Source organism: Pseudomonas sp. R62 (genome assembly GCF_000257605.1).
GTDB lineage: Bacteria > Pseudomonadota > Gammaproteobacteria > Pseudomonadales > Pseudomonadaceae > Aquipseudomonas > Aquipseudomonas atacamensis.
The window spans coordinates 3,383,706-3,398,119 of record NZ_JH635998.1 but is presented as its reverse complement, the minus strand read 5'-3'; the positions used below and the strand labels follow the sequence as shown (position 1 = coordinate 3,398,119).

Genomic DNA, 14,414 nt, shown 5'->3' with positions numbered 1-14,414 from the left:
TACGATGCGCATGCGCCGCGCATTCGAGCGCAGCCTCAATACGCGTCGAGAACGCCTGATCCGTCTGGAAACCCGTCTCGCCGGGCAACATCCGGGGCGCCAACTGGCCATGCTCCGCCAGCGCCTCGACAGCCTCGCCGAGCGTCTGCCCCGAGCCATGCGCGATGCTCTGAAACAGCGTCGGCAGCAATTGCACAGTCAGATGCAGACCCTGCACGTGGTCAGCCCGTTGGCGACTCTCGGTCGTGGTTACAGCATTCTGCTCGACGAGCGTGGCCACGCGATTCGCAATGCTGCGCAGACCCACACCGGCCAGCGTCTGAAAGCCAAGCTCGGCGAAGGCGAACTGCAAGTGCGCGTCGAGGACAATCACCTGACGCCCGTCACCCTCTCTTTACTGGACTGATCCATGCCGCGTTTTCTCGCTCCGCTGCTGTTGCTCTGCCTGACCTTCAACGCCCACGCCGACAGTTACATCACCCGGCTGTTGAACAAACCGGTGCCGGGCGGCGTCGCCGTGGTGAATCTGGGCACTGCCGCGCAGGCGCCGAAAGCTACTTATCAGGGCAAACCGGTGCTGGTGGTCAAGGAGCAGAACAACTGGCTGGCAATCGTTGGCGTGCCGCTGACGGTCAAGCCCGGCGCGCAGCAGATCAGCAGTGGCGGGCGCAATCTGCCCTTCACCGTGGGCAGCAAGAAATATCCGGAACAGCACATCACCCTGAAGAACAAACAGCAGGTCAATCCGAACGCCGACAACCTCAAGCGCATCGAGGGTGAACTGGCGGAACAGATCGCGGCTTACCGCAGTTTCAGCCCGACCACGCCGAGCAATCTGCTGCTGGACAAACCGGTCAACGGGCCGCTGTCGAGCAAGTTCGGCGTGCGTCGTTTCTTCAATGGCGAAGAACGTAATCCTCATGCCGGTCTCGATTTCGCAGTGCCCGCGGGCACGCCGATCAAGACTCCGGCGGCGGGCAAGGTGATTCTGATCGGCAATTACTTCTTCAACGGCAACACGGTGTTTGTTGACCACGGCCAAGGCTTTATCAGCATGTTCTGCCACATGTCGAAGATCGACGTGAAAAACGGCCAGCAACTGTCCCGTGGCGCAGTGGTCGGCAAAGTCGGCGCGACTGGCCGGGCAACCGGGCCGCATATGCACTGGAATGTCAGCCTGAACGATGCGCGGGTGGATCCGGCGATTTTCATTGGTGCCTTCCAACCTTGAGTATGTGTTGAGGCGACCGGCCTCTTCGCGAGCAGGCTCGCTCCCACAGGGGATCTTTGTTGTGAATAAGATCCAGTGTGGGAGCGAGCCTGCTCGCGAAGGCCGCCTATAAAACACCGCCATACTCAATGAATCTCCAAAAACTCAATTGCGCCCCAATCTAGCCTTACGCAAACATCAACACCTTCCACCGCCTTAAGCGCAATAAATTCCTGCAAAATCCCGCTTTCCGGGTATTCCTCTCAATTTTTTCCGACTGCTTGCCATCCTTTCCCCTCGCGGTTAGGGTTGAAGCCATGAAAACCTCTCACACCCTCATTCAGCTTCGCCAGCACCGCAGCCTGTGCCTCGTCAGTGCACGACTGCCAGGCTGAATCGCTGCGCCTCGTCCCACGCTTTTCCAAGAACATTCGTTCAACCGGCAGGCCGCCTCTTTTCGGCCCAGACAACAAGGAATTTCCCGATGAGCATGCTCAAAGACCCGTCTTCGAAATACCGCGCGTTTCCCGTCATCAACCTGCCGGATCGTACTTGGCCGTCGAAGACCATCGATGCCGCGCCGATCTGGTGCAGCTCCGACCTGCGTGACGGCAACCAGTCGCTGATCGAGCCAATGGACGCGGCGAAGAAGCTGCGCTTCTGGAAAACCCTGGTGCAAGTCGGTGTGAAGGAAATCGAAGCGTCGTTCCCCGCCGCGTCGCAAACCGACTTCGACTTCGTGCGTACCCTGATCGAAGAAGGCCACATCCCGGACGACACCACCATTCAGGTACTGACCCAGGGCCGTGAAGACCTGATCGAGCGCACTTTCGAATCCCTGCGCGGGGCGAAGAAAGCCATCGTTCACCTGTACAACGCCACCTCGCCTTCTTTCCGTCGCATCGTCTTCAACCAGGACAAGGACGGCATCAAGGCCATCGCGGTCAACGCCGCCAAGCTGTTCGTCAAATATGCGGCCATGCAGCCGGAAACCGAGTGGACTTTCGAATACTCGCCGGAAACCTTCAGCGCTACCGAGCTGGAGTTCGCCAAGGAAGTCTGTGACGCCGTGATCGAGGTGTGGAACCCGACGCCTGAGCACAAGATGATCCTCAACCTGCCGGCCACCGTTGAATGCGCGACGCCGAACGTTTACGCCGACCAGATCGAATGGTTCGGCCGCAACATCAACCGTCGTGACAGCGTGATCATCAGCCTGCACACCCACAACGACCGGGGCACCGGCGTGGCTGCCACCGAGCTGGGCCTGATGGCCGGCGCCGATCGCGTCGAAGGCTGCCTGTTCGGCAACGGCGAGCGCACCGGCAATGTCGACCTCGTCACCGTCGCGCTGAACATGTACACCCAGGGCGTCGACCCTGAGCTGGACTTCTCCGACATCGACGGCGTGCGCAAGGTCGTCGAAGAGTGCAACCAGATCCAGGTGCATCCGCGTCATCCGTACGTTGGCGACCTGGTGCACACCGCATTCTCCGGCTCGCACCAGGATGCGATCCGCAAGGGCTTCGCCCAGCAGAAACCGGACACCCTGTGGGAAGTGCCGTACCTGCCGATCGACCCGGCCGACATCGGTCGCAGCTACGAGGCGGTGATCCGCGTCAACAGCCAGTCGGGCAAGGGCGGCATCGCTTACTTGCTGGAGCAGGAATACGGCATCAGCCTGCCACGCCGCATGCAGATCGAGTTCAGCCAGGTGGTGCAGCGTGAGACCGATCGCCTGGGCCTGGAGATGACGGCCAAGCAGATTCACTCGCTGTTGATCAGCGAATACCTGCAGGCCAACACTCCTTACGCGCTGGTCAGCCATCGTTTGCAGGAAGAGAACGGCAACAGCGCCGTCGAAGTCGAAGTAGCCAGCAAAGGTCAGGGCGAAACCAACCTGCACTGGCGCGGCAAGGGCAACGGCGCTCTGGAAGCACTGGTCGCCGGCCTGCCGATTCCGGTGGAAATCATGGACTACAACGAACACGCGATCGGCGCGGGCACCAATGCCAAAGCAGCGGCCTACATCGAACTGCGGGTGAACGGTGAACGTGCGGTGCACGGCGTGGGTATCGATGAAAACATCACCACCGCCAGCTTCAAGGCATTGTTCAGCGCGCTGAACCGCTCGCTGAGCCAGCCAGAGGCAAAAGCAGCGTAATCGACCGCTGAAACGCGAAAGGCCCCGGGGTGCAAACTCCGGGGCCTTTTTTTGTCGATCAAAGGATGCGATCGTTCCCATGCTCCGCGTGGGAATGCCTCAAGGGACGCTCCGCGTCCAGTGACGCGGAGCGTCACGGGCTGCATTCCCACGCAGAGCGTGGGAACGATCGGCCTCGTTAGGTGAACTCGAAAGTGTCGGCATCCAGATTCGCCGGAAAGCGCTCGCGATACGCCGCCAACGGCGCCGCTTCCAGAATCACCTTGAACACGCCATCCGCCTCCCCCGCCGCCAGCAACGTCTCGCCCTGAAAATCCAGCACCTGACTGTCGCCGGTATAGGCGAAGCCTTTGCCATCGCTGCCCACCCGATTTACCGCTGCCACGTAGCAGAGATTTTCAATCGCTCGTGCCGGCAGCAGGCGGTTCCAGTGCAGACGCCGTGCGCCCGGCCAATTGGCGGTGTACAGCAGCAGATCGGTGTCCTGCGCATCGCGGCTCCACACCGGGAAGCGCAGGTCGTAGCAGATCAGCGGACGAATCCGCCAACCCTTGAGCTCGAACTGCACCTGCCGCTCGCCGGGCGTGTAATGGTTGTGCTCGCCGGCCATGCGGAACAGGTGACGCTTGTCGTAATGCAGCATTTCGCCGTCCGGCCGCGCCCAGAGCAAGCGGTTGCGATGGCTGCCGTCAGCCGCCTGAATGATCACGCTGCCAGTGATGACCGCATCGAACTTCGCTGCCTGCGCCCGCAGCCATTTGCTGGTCGGGCCGTTTTCGGCTTCGGCGAGGGTTTCCGATTCCATCGAGAATCCGGTGGTGAACATCTCCGGCAGGATGATCAGATCGGCGCCCCGGGCCTGCTCCAGCAGCAGCTCGAAATGCTCGAGGTTGGCCTGGCGGTCGTGCCAGGCCAGGCTGGTCTGGATCAACGCCAGAGTCAGGTCTGGCAATGCACTCAGATCACGCATAGTTTCGCCGCCGCTTCACGCAGCGTCTCCTCGCGTTTGGCAAAGCACAGCCGTATCAGGCGCTGGCCTTGCGGTGGATTCTGGTAGAACACCGACACCGGAATGCTCGCGACACCGTGCTCACGAGTCATCCACATCGCCATGTCGACATCATTGAGATCAGGACGGATCTGCGAATAATCGACCAACTGGAAATAGGTACCAGTGACCCGGGTAAAACTGAAGCGCGACGGCGCGAGCAGATCGCAGAACAGATCGCGCTTGGCCTGATAGAAACCCGGCAGCTCTTCAACGTGCTCCGGGTGCTCGGCCATGTAATCGGCCAGCGCGTATTGCAGCGGCGTGACGCCACAGAAACTGACGTACTGATGGACCTTGCGCAGCTCGGCCGTCAGCGCTGGCGGGGCGACGACGTAGCCGGTTTTCCAGCCGGTGACGTGGTACGTCTTGCCGAACGAACTGACCACGAACGCGCGTTGATACAGCTCTTCATGGGCCAGCACGCTGACATGCGGCACGCCGTCGAAGACCAGGTGTTCGTAGACTTCGTCGCTGATCAGATAGATGTCGCGATCACGGATCAACGCCGCCAGTTGATCGAGCTCGGCGCGGCTGATCAATGCGCCGCTCGGGTTGTGCGGGGTGTTGATGACGATCATTTTCGTCCGCGGGCTCAGGGCCGCAGCGAGCTGGTCGAAATCGATGGAGAAGTCGACCGGATTCAGCTGCACATGCACGCAACGACCACCCGCCAGCTCCGTTGCCGGTGCGTAGCTGTCGTAGCACGGATCGAAGACGATGACTTCATCGCCGCTGTGGATAATGGCCTGAATCGCGCAGAAGATCGCCTGGGTCGCGCCGGGCGTTACCGTCACTTCGTGATCGGCATCGACAGTCACGCCGTAGCTGCGGGTGATCTTGGCCGCGATCTGCTGACGCAACACCGGCAATCCGGTCATCGGTGAATACTGGTTATGGCCACTGGCGATATGCCGCCCGACCGCATCACGCAGCGACTGCGGGCCGTCGAAATCCGGGAAACCCTGGGACAGGTTGATCGCGCCGGTCTGCGCCGCGAGCTGAGACATCTGCGTGAAAATAGTGATGCCGACATTCGGCAGCTTGCTGGTGATCATCGGGGGTTCTCTGCTCAACACCCGGCTCTGACGACGGCGCGGGAGAGCCCGAGGATAGCCCATCCGGCGCCCATAAAAAAAGGGCGCCAAACGGCGCCCTTCTCTCTGACCGATCGTTCCCATGCTCTGCGTGGGAATGCCGCCACGGACGCTCTGCGTCCCTCGCTTTGTGACGCGGAGCGTCACGGGATGCATTCCCACGCGGAGCGTGGGAACGATCAATCCTGTGGCGAGGGGATTTATCCCCGTTCCGGCTGCGAAGCAGTCGCAAACCCGTTGAATGCGGTTTGACTGATACACCGCGGACACAGGTTTTGGGGCTGCTGCGCAGCCCATCGGGGATAAATCCCCTCGCCACAAAAGCCCCACACAAAATTGTGCAGCGCCTCGGATCACTTCTTGTCGCGGCGCTTCTTGCTGGCTTTCTTGTTGTGCGACATCAAGCGACGCTTCTTGTTGACCTGGCGGTCGGTCAGCGTGTTCTTGTTGCCTTCGTACGGGTTCTCGCCGCCCTTGAACTCGATGCGGATCGGCGTACCGACCAGCTTGAGTACACGACGGTAAGTGTTTTCCAGATAGCGCACGTAGGACTTCGGCACTTTCTCGATCTGGTTACCGTGGATCACGATGATCGGCGGGTTCGCACCACCCAAGTGAGCGTAACGCAGCTTGATCCGGCGGTTGTTGACCATCGGTGGCGCGTGCTCGCCCACCGCATCTTCCAGAATCTGGGTGAGACGGTTGGTCGGCCAGCGGGTAACCGCGGACTTGAACGAGTTCTGCACCGAAGCGTAGAGGTTGCCCACGCCCGTGCCGTGCAGGGCCGAGATGAAGTGAATGTCGGCGTAGTCGACGAAGAACAGTCGACGTTGCAGCTCGACTTTGACGAAGTCGCGCTCGCTCGGCGTCATGCCGTCCCACTTGTTGATCGCAATGACCAGCGCACGACCGGATTCGATCGCGAAGCCCAGCAGGTTCAAGTCGTGATCGACCACACCCTCGCGGGCGTCCATCACGAAGATCACCACGTTGGCGTCTTTGATCGCCTGCAGGGTTTTGACCACGGAGAATTTTTCGACTTCTTCGTGGATCTTGCCGCGCTTGCGCACACCGGCGGTGTCGATCAGCGTGTACTTCTCTTCATTGCGCTCGAACGGAATGTAGATGCTGTCGCGGGTGGTGCCCGGCTGGTCATACACGATGACCCGGTCTTCACCGAGCATGCGGTTGACCAGGGTCGACTTGCCGACGTTCGGACGACCGATGATGGCGATCTTGATCCCGTCTTTTTCGCTCGGACCAGGAATGCGCTTGGCTTCCTCGCCTTCGGCAACGATTTCTTCCTCTTCGCCTTCAGCCGGCTCGTCATCATCGCGCGGGAATTCGCTCAGGGCGGCTTCCAGCAGTTGCGTGATGCCACGGCCATGGGCGCCGGCGATCGGGATCGCGTGGCCCATGCCCAGCGGGGCGAATTCGGCGCGGGCCATTTCCGGGTCGATGTTGTCGACCTTGTTGGCCACCACGTGGGAACGCTTGTTACGTTTGCGCAAATGCTCGGCGATCATCTGGTCGGCAGCGGTAAAACCGGCCTTGGCATCTACCAGAAACAGCACCACATCGGCTTCTTCGATGGCCAGCAGCGACTGCTCGGCCATTTTTTCGTCCATACCATGTTCGTCACCGGAGATACCGCCGGTGTCGATCAGAATGTAGGAACGCCCTTGCCACTTGGCCTCACCGTACTGGCGATCACGGGTCAGACCGGACAGGTCGCCGACGATGGCGTCACGCGTCCTGGTCAGGCGGTTGAACAAGGTGGACTTGCCGACGTTCGGTCGGCCCACCAGGGCGATTACGGGAACCATGCGGCTCTCCACTGCGTTATTTCAGAAAATACAAAAGCCGCTGCGAGGCAGCGGCTGGTGCTCGGGGCAACACCCGGGGGCGCTGCAAACCCTGCTGATGCAGGGCCGCTTGGGGATGAACCCCAAGCATAGTTGTTACTTGATGGTCAGGGCTTCCAGTTTGCCGCTGTTGCCATACACATAAATCGTGTCGCCCACCACCAGCGGACGGGCACGCAGGCCGTCGCTGTCGATGCGCTCACGGCCGACGAAACGACCGTCGACCTGACTCAGCAGATGCAGATAACCTTCCAGGTCACCCACAGCTACGTAGCTGGAGAACACTTCCGGTGCCGACAGTTGACGGCGAGCCAGTGAATCGTTGCTCCACAGTGCGGTGGTAGAACGCTCGTCGACGCCTTCAACGGTGCCCGAGGACAGGCTTACGTAGACGCTGCCGAAACCCTGAGCGATACCGGCGTAGCTCGACGCGTCGCGCTGCCACAGTTGACGACCGCTTTCCAGATCCAGCGCCGCAACGCGACCCTGATAACTGGCCACGTACAGCGTGCCGCCGGACAGCAGCAGACCGCCGTCGATGTCGACCACGCGCTCCAGTTCCGAACGACCCTGTGGAATGGCGATGCGTTGTTCCCACACCGGCACGCCGTTGGAGATGTCCAGCGCGACCACTTTACCGGTCGACAGGCCAGCTACCGCCAGGCGGTTGGTCACCAGCGGAGCACTGGTGCCACGCAGGGTCAGGACCGCCGGGGTGCTGTCATACACCCAGCGCTGGTTGCCGGTGGCAGCGTCCAGACCGATCAGACGATCGTCCTGGGTCTGCACAACGACCACGTCGCCATTGTTGGCTGGCGGCGCGAGGACTTCACTGTTGACGCGGGCACGCCACTTCTCTTCACCGTTGCTGGTGTCCAGAGCGACGACTTCGCCACGCAGGGTACCGATCAGTACCAGACCGTAACCCACGCCAACGGCGCCGGAGACAGGCAGTTCCAGATCCTGATCCCACTTCACGTCGCCGTTGCTGCGATCCAGCGCCATCACCACACCGGTCACATCAGCGGCGTAGATGGTGTCACCGTCGATCGCCGGCACCAGCATGTTGTAGGTTTCGCCCTGACCGTCACCGATCGAGCGGCTCCACTGCTTCTGCAGAACCACTTCTTCTTTGAAGTCGGTCAGTTCGGCCGGTGGCAATTCTTTCTTGCTGTTGCTGCTGCAACCCGCGGCCAGAAGGGCCAGAGCCAGCAATGCTGCATGCTTCCAACGGATCACGTCACGCATCCCCTTTGGCCAGGTCGTCGAGCTTGATTTGAAGGCCACCGACCGCCGCTTCATCCGACAGTGCCGCCTTGGCTTTTTGATACGCCTTGTTCGCGTCATCGGTACGGCCCAAGCGCACCAGCAGGTCGCCCTTGAGTTCTTCGCGAGTGGCCAGGAACGCTTTGTCGGCATCGCCGTCGAGCAGTTTCAGGGCGTCTTCGGCCTTGTCCTGCGCGCCCAGCACCTGCGCCAGACGCTGACGGGCGATTTCGCCCAGCGCCGGGTTGGCCGGCTTGTCGACGATGGCTTTGAGTTCGGTTGCCGCGTCGTCCAGCTTGCCGCTGTCAACCGCCACTTTGGCGACGAACAGGCTGCCGTACTGCGCATAGGCCGAACCGCCGTACTCGCTGTTGAGCTTGCCGGCCAGATCCGCAACGCGGGCGGCATCAGGCTTGCCGTCGGGCGTCAGCGTGGTTTCCAGCAGTTGCTGATAGAGCACCGAGGCGCCTTGCGACTGGTTGCTCTGGTATTTGTGATAAGCCTGCCAGCCGAACACGATGACCAGCGCCAACAGGCCGCCGGTGACCAGAGGTTTGCCGTTGCGTGTCCACCAGTCCTTCAAATCCGCCAACTGTTCGTCTTCGGTACTCGACACCCCAATACTCCTTAATCGCTAAATCGGCTGTTAAGACAGCTTCAACCCTGCACGACGCAGGTGGCCAGGTGAGCGGCGAGCGCATCCCAGGCAATGCTTTGTTGTTCGCCCTGGCCACGCAGGGGTTTGAAACCTACCACTTGCTGGGCCATTTCGTCGTCACCGAGGATCAATGCGTACAGCGCACCGCTCTTGTCGGCCTTCTTGAACTGGCTTTTGAAACTGCCGGCGCCGGCATTGACTTGCAGGCGCAGGTTTGGAAGTTCATCGCGAACCCGTTCAGCCAGGGCCAGACCGGCCAGCTCGGCTTCTTCACCGAAGGCGCAGAGGTAGACGTCGACCTGACGGGCAATTTCCTGCGGAATCTGCTCGAGGGTTTCGAGCATCAATACCAGACGCTCGATGCCCATGGCGAAACCGACGCCCGGGGTTGGCTTGCCGCCCATCTGCTCGACCAGACCGTCGTAACGGCCGCCCGCGCACACGGTGCCCTGGGCGCCGAGCTTGTCGGTGACCCATTCGAAAACGGTTTTGCTGTAGTAATCGAGGCCACGCACCAGTTTCGGATTGAGCACGTAAGGAATGCCAACGGCATCCAGACGCGCCTTCAGGCCTTCGAAGTGAGCGCGGGACTCGTCGTCGAGGTAGTCGGCCATTTTCGGCGCATCGACCAGCACGGCCTGGGTGTCGGCATTTTTCGTGTCGAGCACGCGCAGCGGGTTGGTTTTCAGGCGACGCTGGCTGTCTTCATCGAGCTTGTCGTGGTGCGCCGAGAGGTACTCGACCAGCGCTTCACGATAGCGACCACGGGATTCGCTGGTGCCGAGGCTGTTGAGTTCGAGCTTGACCGCATCACGGATGCCCAGCTCGCCCCACAGGCGCCAGGTCATGATGATCAGCTCGGCGTCGATGTCCGGACCGTCGAGGTTGAACACTTCCAGACCGATCTGGTGGAACTGGCGATAACGGCCTTTCTGCGGACGCTCGTGGCGGAACATCGGGCCGATGTACCAGAGTTTCTGCACCTGACCGCCGCCGGTGATGCCGTGCTCGAGCACTGCACGTACGCAGGCTGCGGTGCCTTCCGGGCGCAGGGTCAGCGAGTCGCCGTTGCGGTCTTCGAAGGTGTACATCTCTTTTTCGACGATATCGGTGACTTCGCCGATCGAGCGCTTGAACAGCTCGGTGAACTCGACGATCGGCATGCGGATCTGCTTGTAACCGTAGTTATCCAGCAGACGCGCCACGGTGCCTTCGAAATAACGCCACAGCGGGGTCTGTTCGGGCAGGATGTCGTTCATGCCACGAATGGCTTGCAGAGACTTGCTCACAAAATTTCCTTAATTCGTTCGATCAGCCGCGCGCGATAACGGCAGCGTCAGCTTCGACCTTTTCGGCCGCTTTCTGGCGGATCAGCTTTTCCAGCTCGTCCACCAGATTGTCATTCGTCAGCTTCTGCGACGGCTTGCCGTCGATGTAAATCAGGTTGGGCGTGCCGCCGGTCAAGCCGATATGGGCTTCCTTGGCTTCGCCGGGGCCGTTGACCACGCAACCGATGACCGCGACATCCAGCGGCACCAGCAGGTCTTCAAGGCGCCCTTCCAGCTCGTTCATGGTCTTGACCACATCGAAGTTCTGCCGCGAGCAGCTCGGGCAGGCGATGAAGTTGATGCCACGGGAACGCAGGTGCAAAGACTTGAGAATGTCGTAACCGACCTTCACTTCCTCGACCGGGTCGGCCGCCAGCGAGATGCGGATAGTATCGCCAATCCCTTCGGCGAGCAGCATACCTAGGCCCACGGCGGATTTCACCGTGCCCGAACGCAAACCACCAGCTTCGGTGATGCCCAAGTGCAGCGGCTGAACGATTTCTTTCGCCAGCAAGCGGTAGGCTTCGACGGCCATGAACACGTCAGAGGCTTTCACGCTGACCTTGAAGTCCTGGAAATTCAGGCGTTCGAGGTGCTCGACGTGGCGCAGCGCGGATTCGACCAATGCGGCCGGGGTCGGCTCGCCGTATTTCTTCTGCAGGTCTTTTTCCAGCGAACCGGCGTTGACGCCGATGCGGATCGGAATGCCGCGATCACGGGCAGCATCGACCACTGCACGCACACGGTCTTCACGACCGATGTTGCCCGGATTGATGCGCAGGCAGTCCACACCCAGTTCGGCCACGCGCAAAGCGATTTTGTAGTCGAAGTGGATGTCAGCCACCAACGGCACTTTGACCAGTTGCTTGATCTTGCCGAACGCCTCGGCGGCGTCCATGTCCGGCACCGAGACGCGAACGATGTCGACGCCGGCGGCTTCCAGACGATTGATCTGCGCCACGGTCGCAGCGACATCATTGGTATCGCTGTTGGTCATGCTCTGCACAGCGATCGGCGCGTCGCCGCCCACCGGTACGTTGCCGACCCAGATCTTGCGCGATTCGCGACGTTTGATTGGAGATTCGCCGTGCATGACTTATTGACCCAACTTCAGGCGAGCAGTCTCGCCACTGGTGAACGGAGCGATATCGACCGGTTGGCCGTTGTAGCTGACCTGTGCTGCGCGGGCAACGCCCAGACGCACATTGAGCGGCGGTTTGCCGGAAACGGTCACGCTGTCGCCTTTATGCTTCAGACCACTGAAAATCACTTTGCCCCGGCCATCGGTCACCTGTGCCCAGCAATCGCCGGTGAACTGCAATTGCACCTGGCCTTCGCCGGCAACCGGAGCAGCTGCTTCAGCGCTTGGCGCTTGAGCGACCGGCGCGGCCGGGGCAGGTGTCGCTGGGACATTCGGCGCTGGAGTGGCCGGAGCTGCCACCACTGGTGCAGGCGTCTGTGCCGGAGCGCTTGGCGCAACTGCCGGGGCAGCCGGCTCGGTTGCTGGCGCGGCAGACTCGGCGCCGGTCGATTCGGCACTGGTTTCCGACTGCGGCAAGGCCAGCGATGTCGAATTGTCTGCCTGATTTTCGGCGACAGCCTGGTCTTCCGGCTCGTCGATCGGGTGGATCTGCGTGGTGCCGTCAGCGCCTTCGACTTCGACGTGTTCCGGTGCGAGGCTGGTCAGATCGCGGGTGCGCTGCGAGGTCTGATCCTGCCACCAGACGAATCCGCCGCCGATGACCGCGATCAGCAGCAACAGGCTGACGATACGCAAAATGGTGTGGGAAACCCGCACCGGCTCTTCGATACGACCGAGGGCGTGAACGTTGCTGCCCTGGGAGTCGGTGCCGGTGGACTGGTCGAACTGCTGAACCAGAACGGTCTGGTCCATGCCGAGCAATTTGGCATAGGCGCGAATGTAACCGCGAGCGAAGGTATGCCCCGGCAGCTTGTCGAAAGCGCCGGCTTCAAGATTGCTCAGGGATGTCACGGTGAGGTTGAGCTTGAGGGCCACTTCGGCCAGCGACCAGCCATTGCTTTCGCGGGCCTGGCGCAGGGTCTCACCGGGATTTACGCGATTCGCTGCTACAACTTCGGGATGCGCCGCTTTCATCATTGCTCCGACAGGTATTGCTGATATTCCGGCGTACCGGGATAGAGTCGTTTTAATTGCAGACCGTAACTGGCTGCCTTGTCGCGATCTTCAAACACTTTTGCCAGCCGAACGCCGAGCAATAGACTACGTGCATTTTGTTCGGTGAGCTGGCTGAAACGGTCGTAATAGTCACGCGCGGGCACATAATGCCTGTCTTCGAAGGACAACTCAGCCATTTCCAGCAATGCGCGTGGTTGTTGGCGATTCAGGCGCAGGGCTTTTTCCAGCTGTTGCTGTGCCAGATCACGCTGGCCAAGCTTGGCGGCGGTCATGCCGAGGTTTTCGAAGACCCGCGAGCGCTCAGGATACAGGGTATCGGCGGCCGCTTGTTCAAAACGCTCGTAGGCTTCCTTGTAGCGCTGTTCTTCGTAGAGAAAACTGCCGTAGTTGTTGAGGATGCGCGCATCGGCGGGACGTGAGGACAGGGCCTTGCGAAAGTGCTCGTCGGCAAGTGCCGGCTCCATCTCGGCCTGAAACACCAGACCGAGGGCCGCATTGGCGTCGGGGTCGGAACCGTCCAGCTCCAGCGCTTTCTTCAAAGGCACCTTGGCGCGCTCGGTCATGCCTTGCTGCAGATAGCCCAGCCCCAGCTGCACGTAGGCAGCCCGCGCTTCATCGCGGCCCTTGCTGGTCTTCATCGGATTGTAGTCACCCGACAGGACACAACCAGCACACAGGCTGGCCAACAGCAACAGCAGCGCAAAGCGCAGGGACATAGAGATCCTCTCTTAGTTAGTGTTCGCGGCGTTCTGTGCCAGATCGCTGTCGGCGCTCAACTCGCGCACGGCGATGTAACGTTCGCTGCGACGGGTGCGATCCAGCACCTGCCCTACCAATTGACCACATGCGGCATCGATGTCTTCACCACGGGTGGTGCGCACGGTGACGTTGAAACCGGCCTGATGCAACTGATCCTGGAAGCGGCGGATGGCATTGTTGCTCGGCCGCTCGTACCCGGAGTGCGGGAACGGGTTGAACGGGATCAGGTTGATCTTGCACGGTATGTCTTTAAGCAACTCGATCATTTCCACTGCGTGCTCAAGCTTGTCATTGACATCCTTGAGCAAGGTGTACTCGATGGTCAGCACACGTTTCTCGCCAAGGGCGGACATGTAGCGCTGGCACGACTCGAGCAGCATCTTAAGCGGATATTTCTTGTTGATCGGCACCAATTGGTTACGCAATGCGTCATTTGGTGCGTGCAGGGACAACGCCAGGGACACGTCGATGTGCTTGGCCAGCTCATCGATCATCGGCACCACGCCCGAGGTGGACAGGGTCACGCGGCGCTTGGAGATCCCGTAGCCGAGGTCATCCATCATCAGATGCATGGCGGCGACGACGTTGTCGAAGTTCAGCAACGGCTCGCCCATGCCCATCATCACCACGTTGGTGATGGCGCGGTCGACGGTGGCCGGGACGCTGCCGAAAGATTTGTTGGCAATCCACACCTGACCGATGACTTCGGCGGCGGTGAGGTTGCTGTTGAAGCCTTGCTTGCCGGTGGAGCAGAAACTGCAATCCAGGGCACAGCCTGCCTGGGACGAAACGCACAAAGTGCCGCGCTTGCCCTGGGGAATGTACACGGTCTCGACGCAGCTGCCGGACGCCACGCGCACC

12 protein-coding genes and 1 pseudogene are annotated in these 14,414 nt (G+C 60.9%); 3 read left to right on the top strand and 10 right to left on the bottom strand.

Going from position 1 to position 14,414, the window contains the following annotated elements:
- The 3 genes and pseudogenes from OQK_RS16420 to leuA form a co-directional block, all read left to right on the top strand.
- Positions 1 to 406, top strand: a pseudogene (locus OQK_RS16420) (exodeoxyribonuclease VII large subunit); the annotation flags it as partial.
- A 3-nt stretch (positions 407 to 409) separates the two neighbouring features.
- Positions 410 to 1,231, top strand: a complete 822-nt coding sequence (locus tag OQK_RS16415; RefSeq protein ID WP_016773340.1) for a peptidoglycan DD-metalloendopeptidase family protein — start codon at positions 410 to 412, stop codon at positions 1,229 to 1,231.
- A gap of 463 nt (positions 1,232 to 1,694) precedes the next feature.
- Positions 1,695 to 3,374, top strand: coding sequence for a 2-isopropylmalate synthase (leuA, locus tag OQK_RS16410; RefSeq protein WP_016773339.1), 1,680 nt, complete (start codon positions 1,695 to 1,697; stop codon positions 3,372 to 3,374).
- 178 nt (positions 3,375 to 3,552) lie between these two features.
- On the opposite strand, the gene OQK_RS16405 is transcribed toward leuA, so the two are convergent.
- From OQK_RS16405 to rlmN, 10 genes are all read right to left on the bottom strand, one after another.
- Positions 3,553 to 4,344, bottom strand: coding sequence for an amidohydrolase (locus OQK_RS16405; protein ID WP_016773338.1), 792 nt, complete (start codon positions 4,342 to 4,344; stop codon positions 3,553 to 3,555).
- Positions 4,332 to 5,480 (bottom strand): pyridoxal phosphate-dependent aminotransferase, encoded by a 1,149-nt coding sequence (locus OQK_RS16400; protein ID WP_016773337.1) that lies wholly within the window; start codon positions 5,478 to 5,480, stop codon positions 4,332 to 4,334. Before OQK_RS16400 ends, OQK_RS16405 begins: the two co-directional genes overlap by 13 nt.
- A 392-nt stretch (positions 5,481 to 5,872) precedes the next feature.
- Positions 5,873 to 7,345, bottom strand: a complete 1,473-nt coding sequence (gene der / locus OQK_RS16395; RefSeq protein WP_016773336.1) for a ribosome biogenesis GTPase Der — start codon at positions 7,343 to 7,345, stop codon at positions 5,873 to 5,875.
- Positions 7,346 to 7,480: 135 nt separating this feature from the next.
- Positions 7,481 to 8,632: an outer membrane protein assembly factor BamB gene (gene bamB, locus OQK_RS16390; protein ID WP_016773335.1), complete on the bottom strand. Its 1,152-nt coding sequence runs from the start codon at positions 8,630 to 8,632 to the stop codon at positions 7,481 to 7,483.
- Entirely contained in the window at positions 8,625 to 9,266 is a 642-nt protein-coding gene (locus OQK_RS16385) for a tetratricopeptide repeat protein (RefSeq protein ID WP_016773334.1), read from the bottom strand. Before OQK_RS16385 ends, bamB begins: the two co-directional genes overlap by 8 nt.
- Positions 9,267 to 9,307: 41 nt before the next feature.
- Positions 9,308 to 10,597, bottom strand: coding sequence for a histidine--tRNA ligase (gene hisS / locus OQK_RS16380; protein WP_016773333.1), 1,290 nt, complete (start codon positions 10,595 to 10,597; stop codon positions 9,308 to 9,310).
- Positions 10,598 to 10,619: 22 nt separating this feature from the next.
- Positions 10,620 to 11,729 carry a flavodoxin-dependent (E)-4-hydroxy-3-methylbut-2-enyl-diphosphate synthase gene (ispG, locus tag OQK_RS16375; protein WP_016773332.1) on the bottom strand — a complete coding sequence of 370 codons (1,110 nt, stop codon included), beginning with the start codon at positions 11,727 to 11,729 and terminating at the stop codon, positions 10,620 to 10,622.
- A 3-nt stretch (positions 11,730 to 11,732) separates the two neighbouring features.
- Positions 11,733 to 12,752 (bottom strand): RodZ domain-containing protein, encoded by a 1,020-nt coding sequence (locus OQK_RS16370; protein WP_016773331.1) that lies wholly within the window; start codon positions 12,750 to 12,752, stop codon positions 11,733 to 11,735.
- Complete coding sequence (pilW, locus tag OQK_RS16365; RefSeq protein ID WP_016773330.1) at positions 12,752 to 13,510, bottom strand: type IV pilus biogenesis/stability protein PilW; 759 nt, start codon at positions 13,508 to 13,510, stop codon at positions 12,752 to 12,754. The genes OQK_RS16370 and pilW overlap by 1 nt, the downstream gene beginning before the upstream one ends.
- A 12-nt stretch (positions 13,511 to 13,522) precedes the next feature.
- Positions 13,523 to 14,414: 23S rRNA (adenine(2503)-C(2))-methyltransferase RlmN (gene rlmN, locus OQK_RS16360; protein ID WP_038861009.1), on the bottom strand; the 892-nt coding region annotated here is incomplete at its 5' end.

Coding starts and splice junctions, on each gene's coding strand:
- ispG (WP_016773332.1), bottom strand. CDS start 11,729: ATGCACGGCGAATCTCCAATCAAACGTCGCGAATCGCGCAAGATCTGG.
- OQK_RS16405 (WP_016773338.1), bottom strand. CDS start 4,344: ATGCGTGATCTGAGTGCATTGCCAGACCTGACTCTGGCGTTGATCCAG.
- der (WP_016773336.1), bottom strand. CDS start 7,345: ATGGTTCCCGTAATCGCCCTGGTGGGCCGACCGAACGTCGGCAAGTCC.
- OQK_RS16400 (WP_016773337.1), bottom strand. CDS start 5,480: ATGATCACCAGCAAGCTGCCGAATGTCGGCATCACTATTTTCACGCAG.
- OQK_RS16370 (WP_016773331.1), bottom strand. CDS start 12,752: ATGAAAGCGGCGCATCCCGAAGTTGTAGCAGCGAATCGCGTAAATCCC.
- bamB (WP_016773335.1), bottom strand. CDS start 8,632: ATGCGTGACGTGATCCGTTGGAAGCATGCAGCATTGCTGGCTCTGGCC.
- OQK_RS16415 (WP_016773340.1), top strand. CDS start 410: ATGCCGCGTTTTCTCGCTCCGCTGCTGTTGCTCTGCCTGACCTTCAAC.
- leuA (WP_016773339.1), top strand. CDS start 1,695: ATGAGCATGCTCAAAGACCCGTCTTCGAAATACCGCGCGTTTCCCGTC.
- pilW (WP_016773330.1), bottom strand. CDS start 13,510: ATGTCCCTGCGCTTTGCGCTGCTGTTGCTGTTGGCCAGCCTGTGTGCT.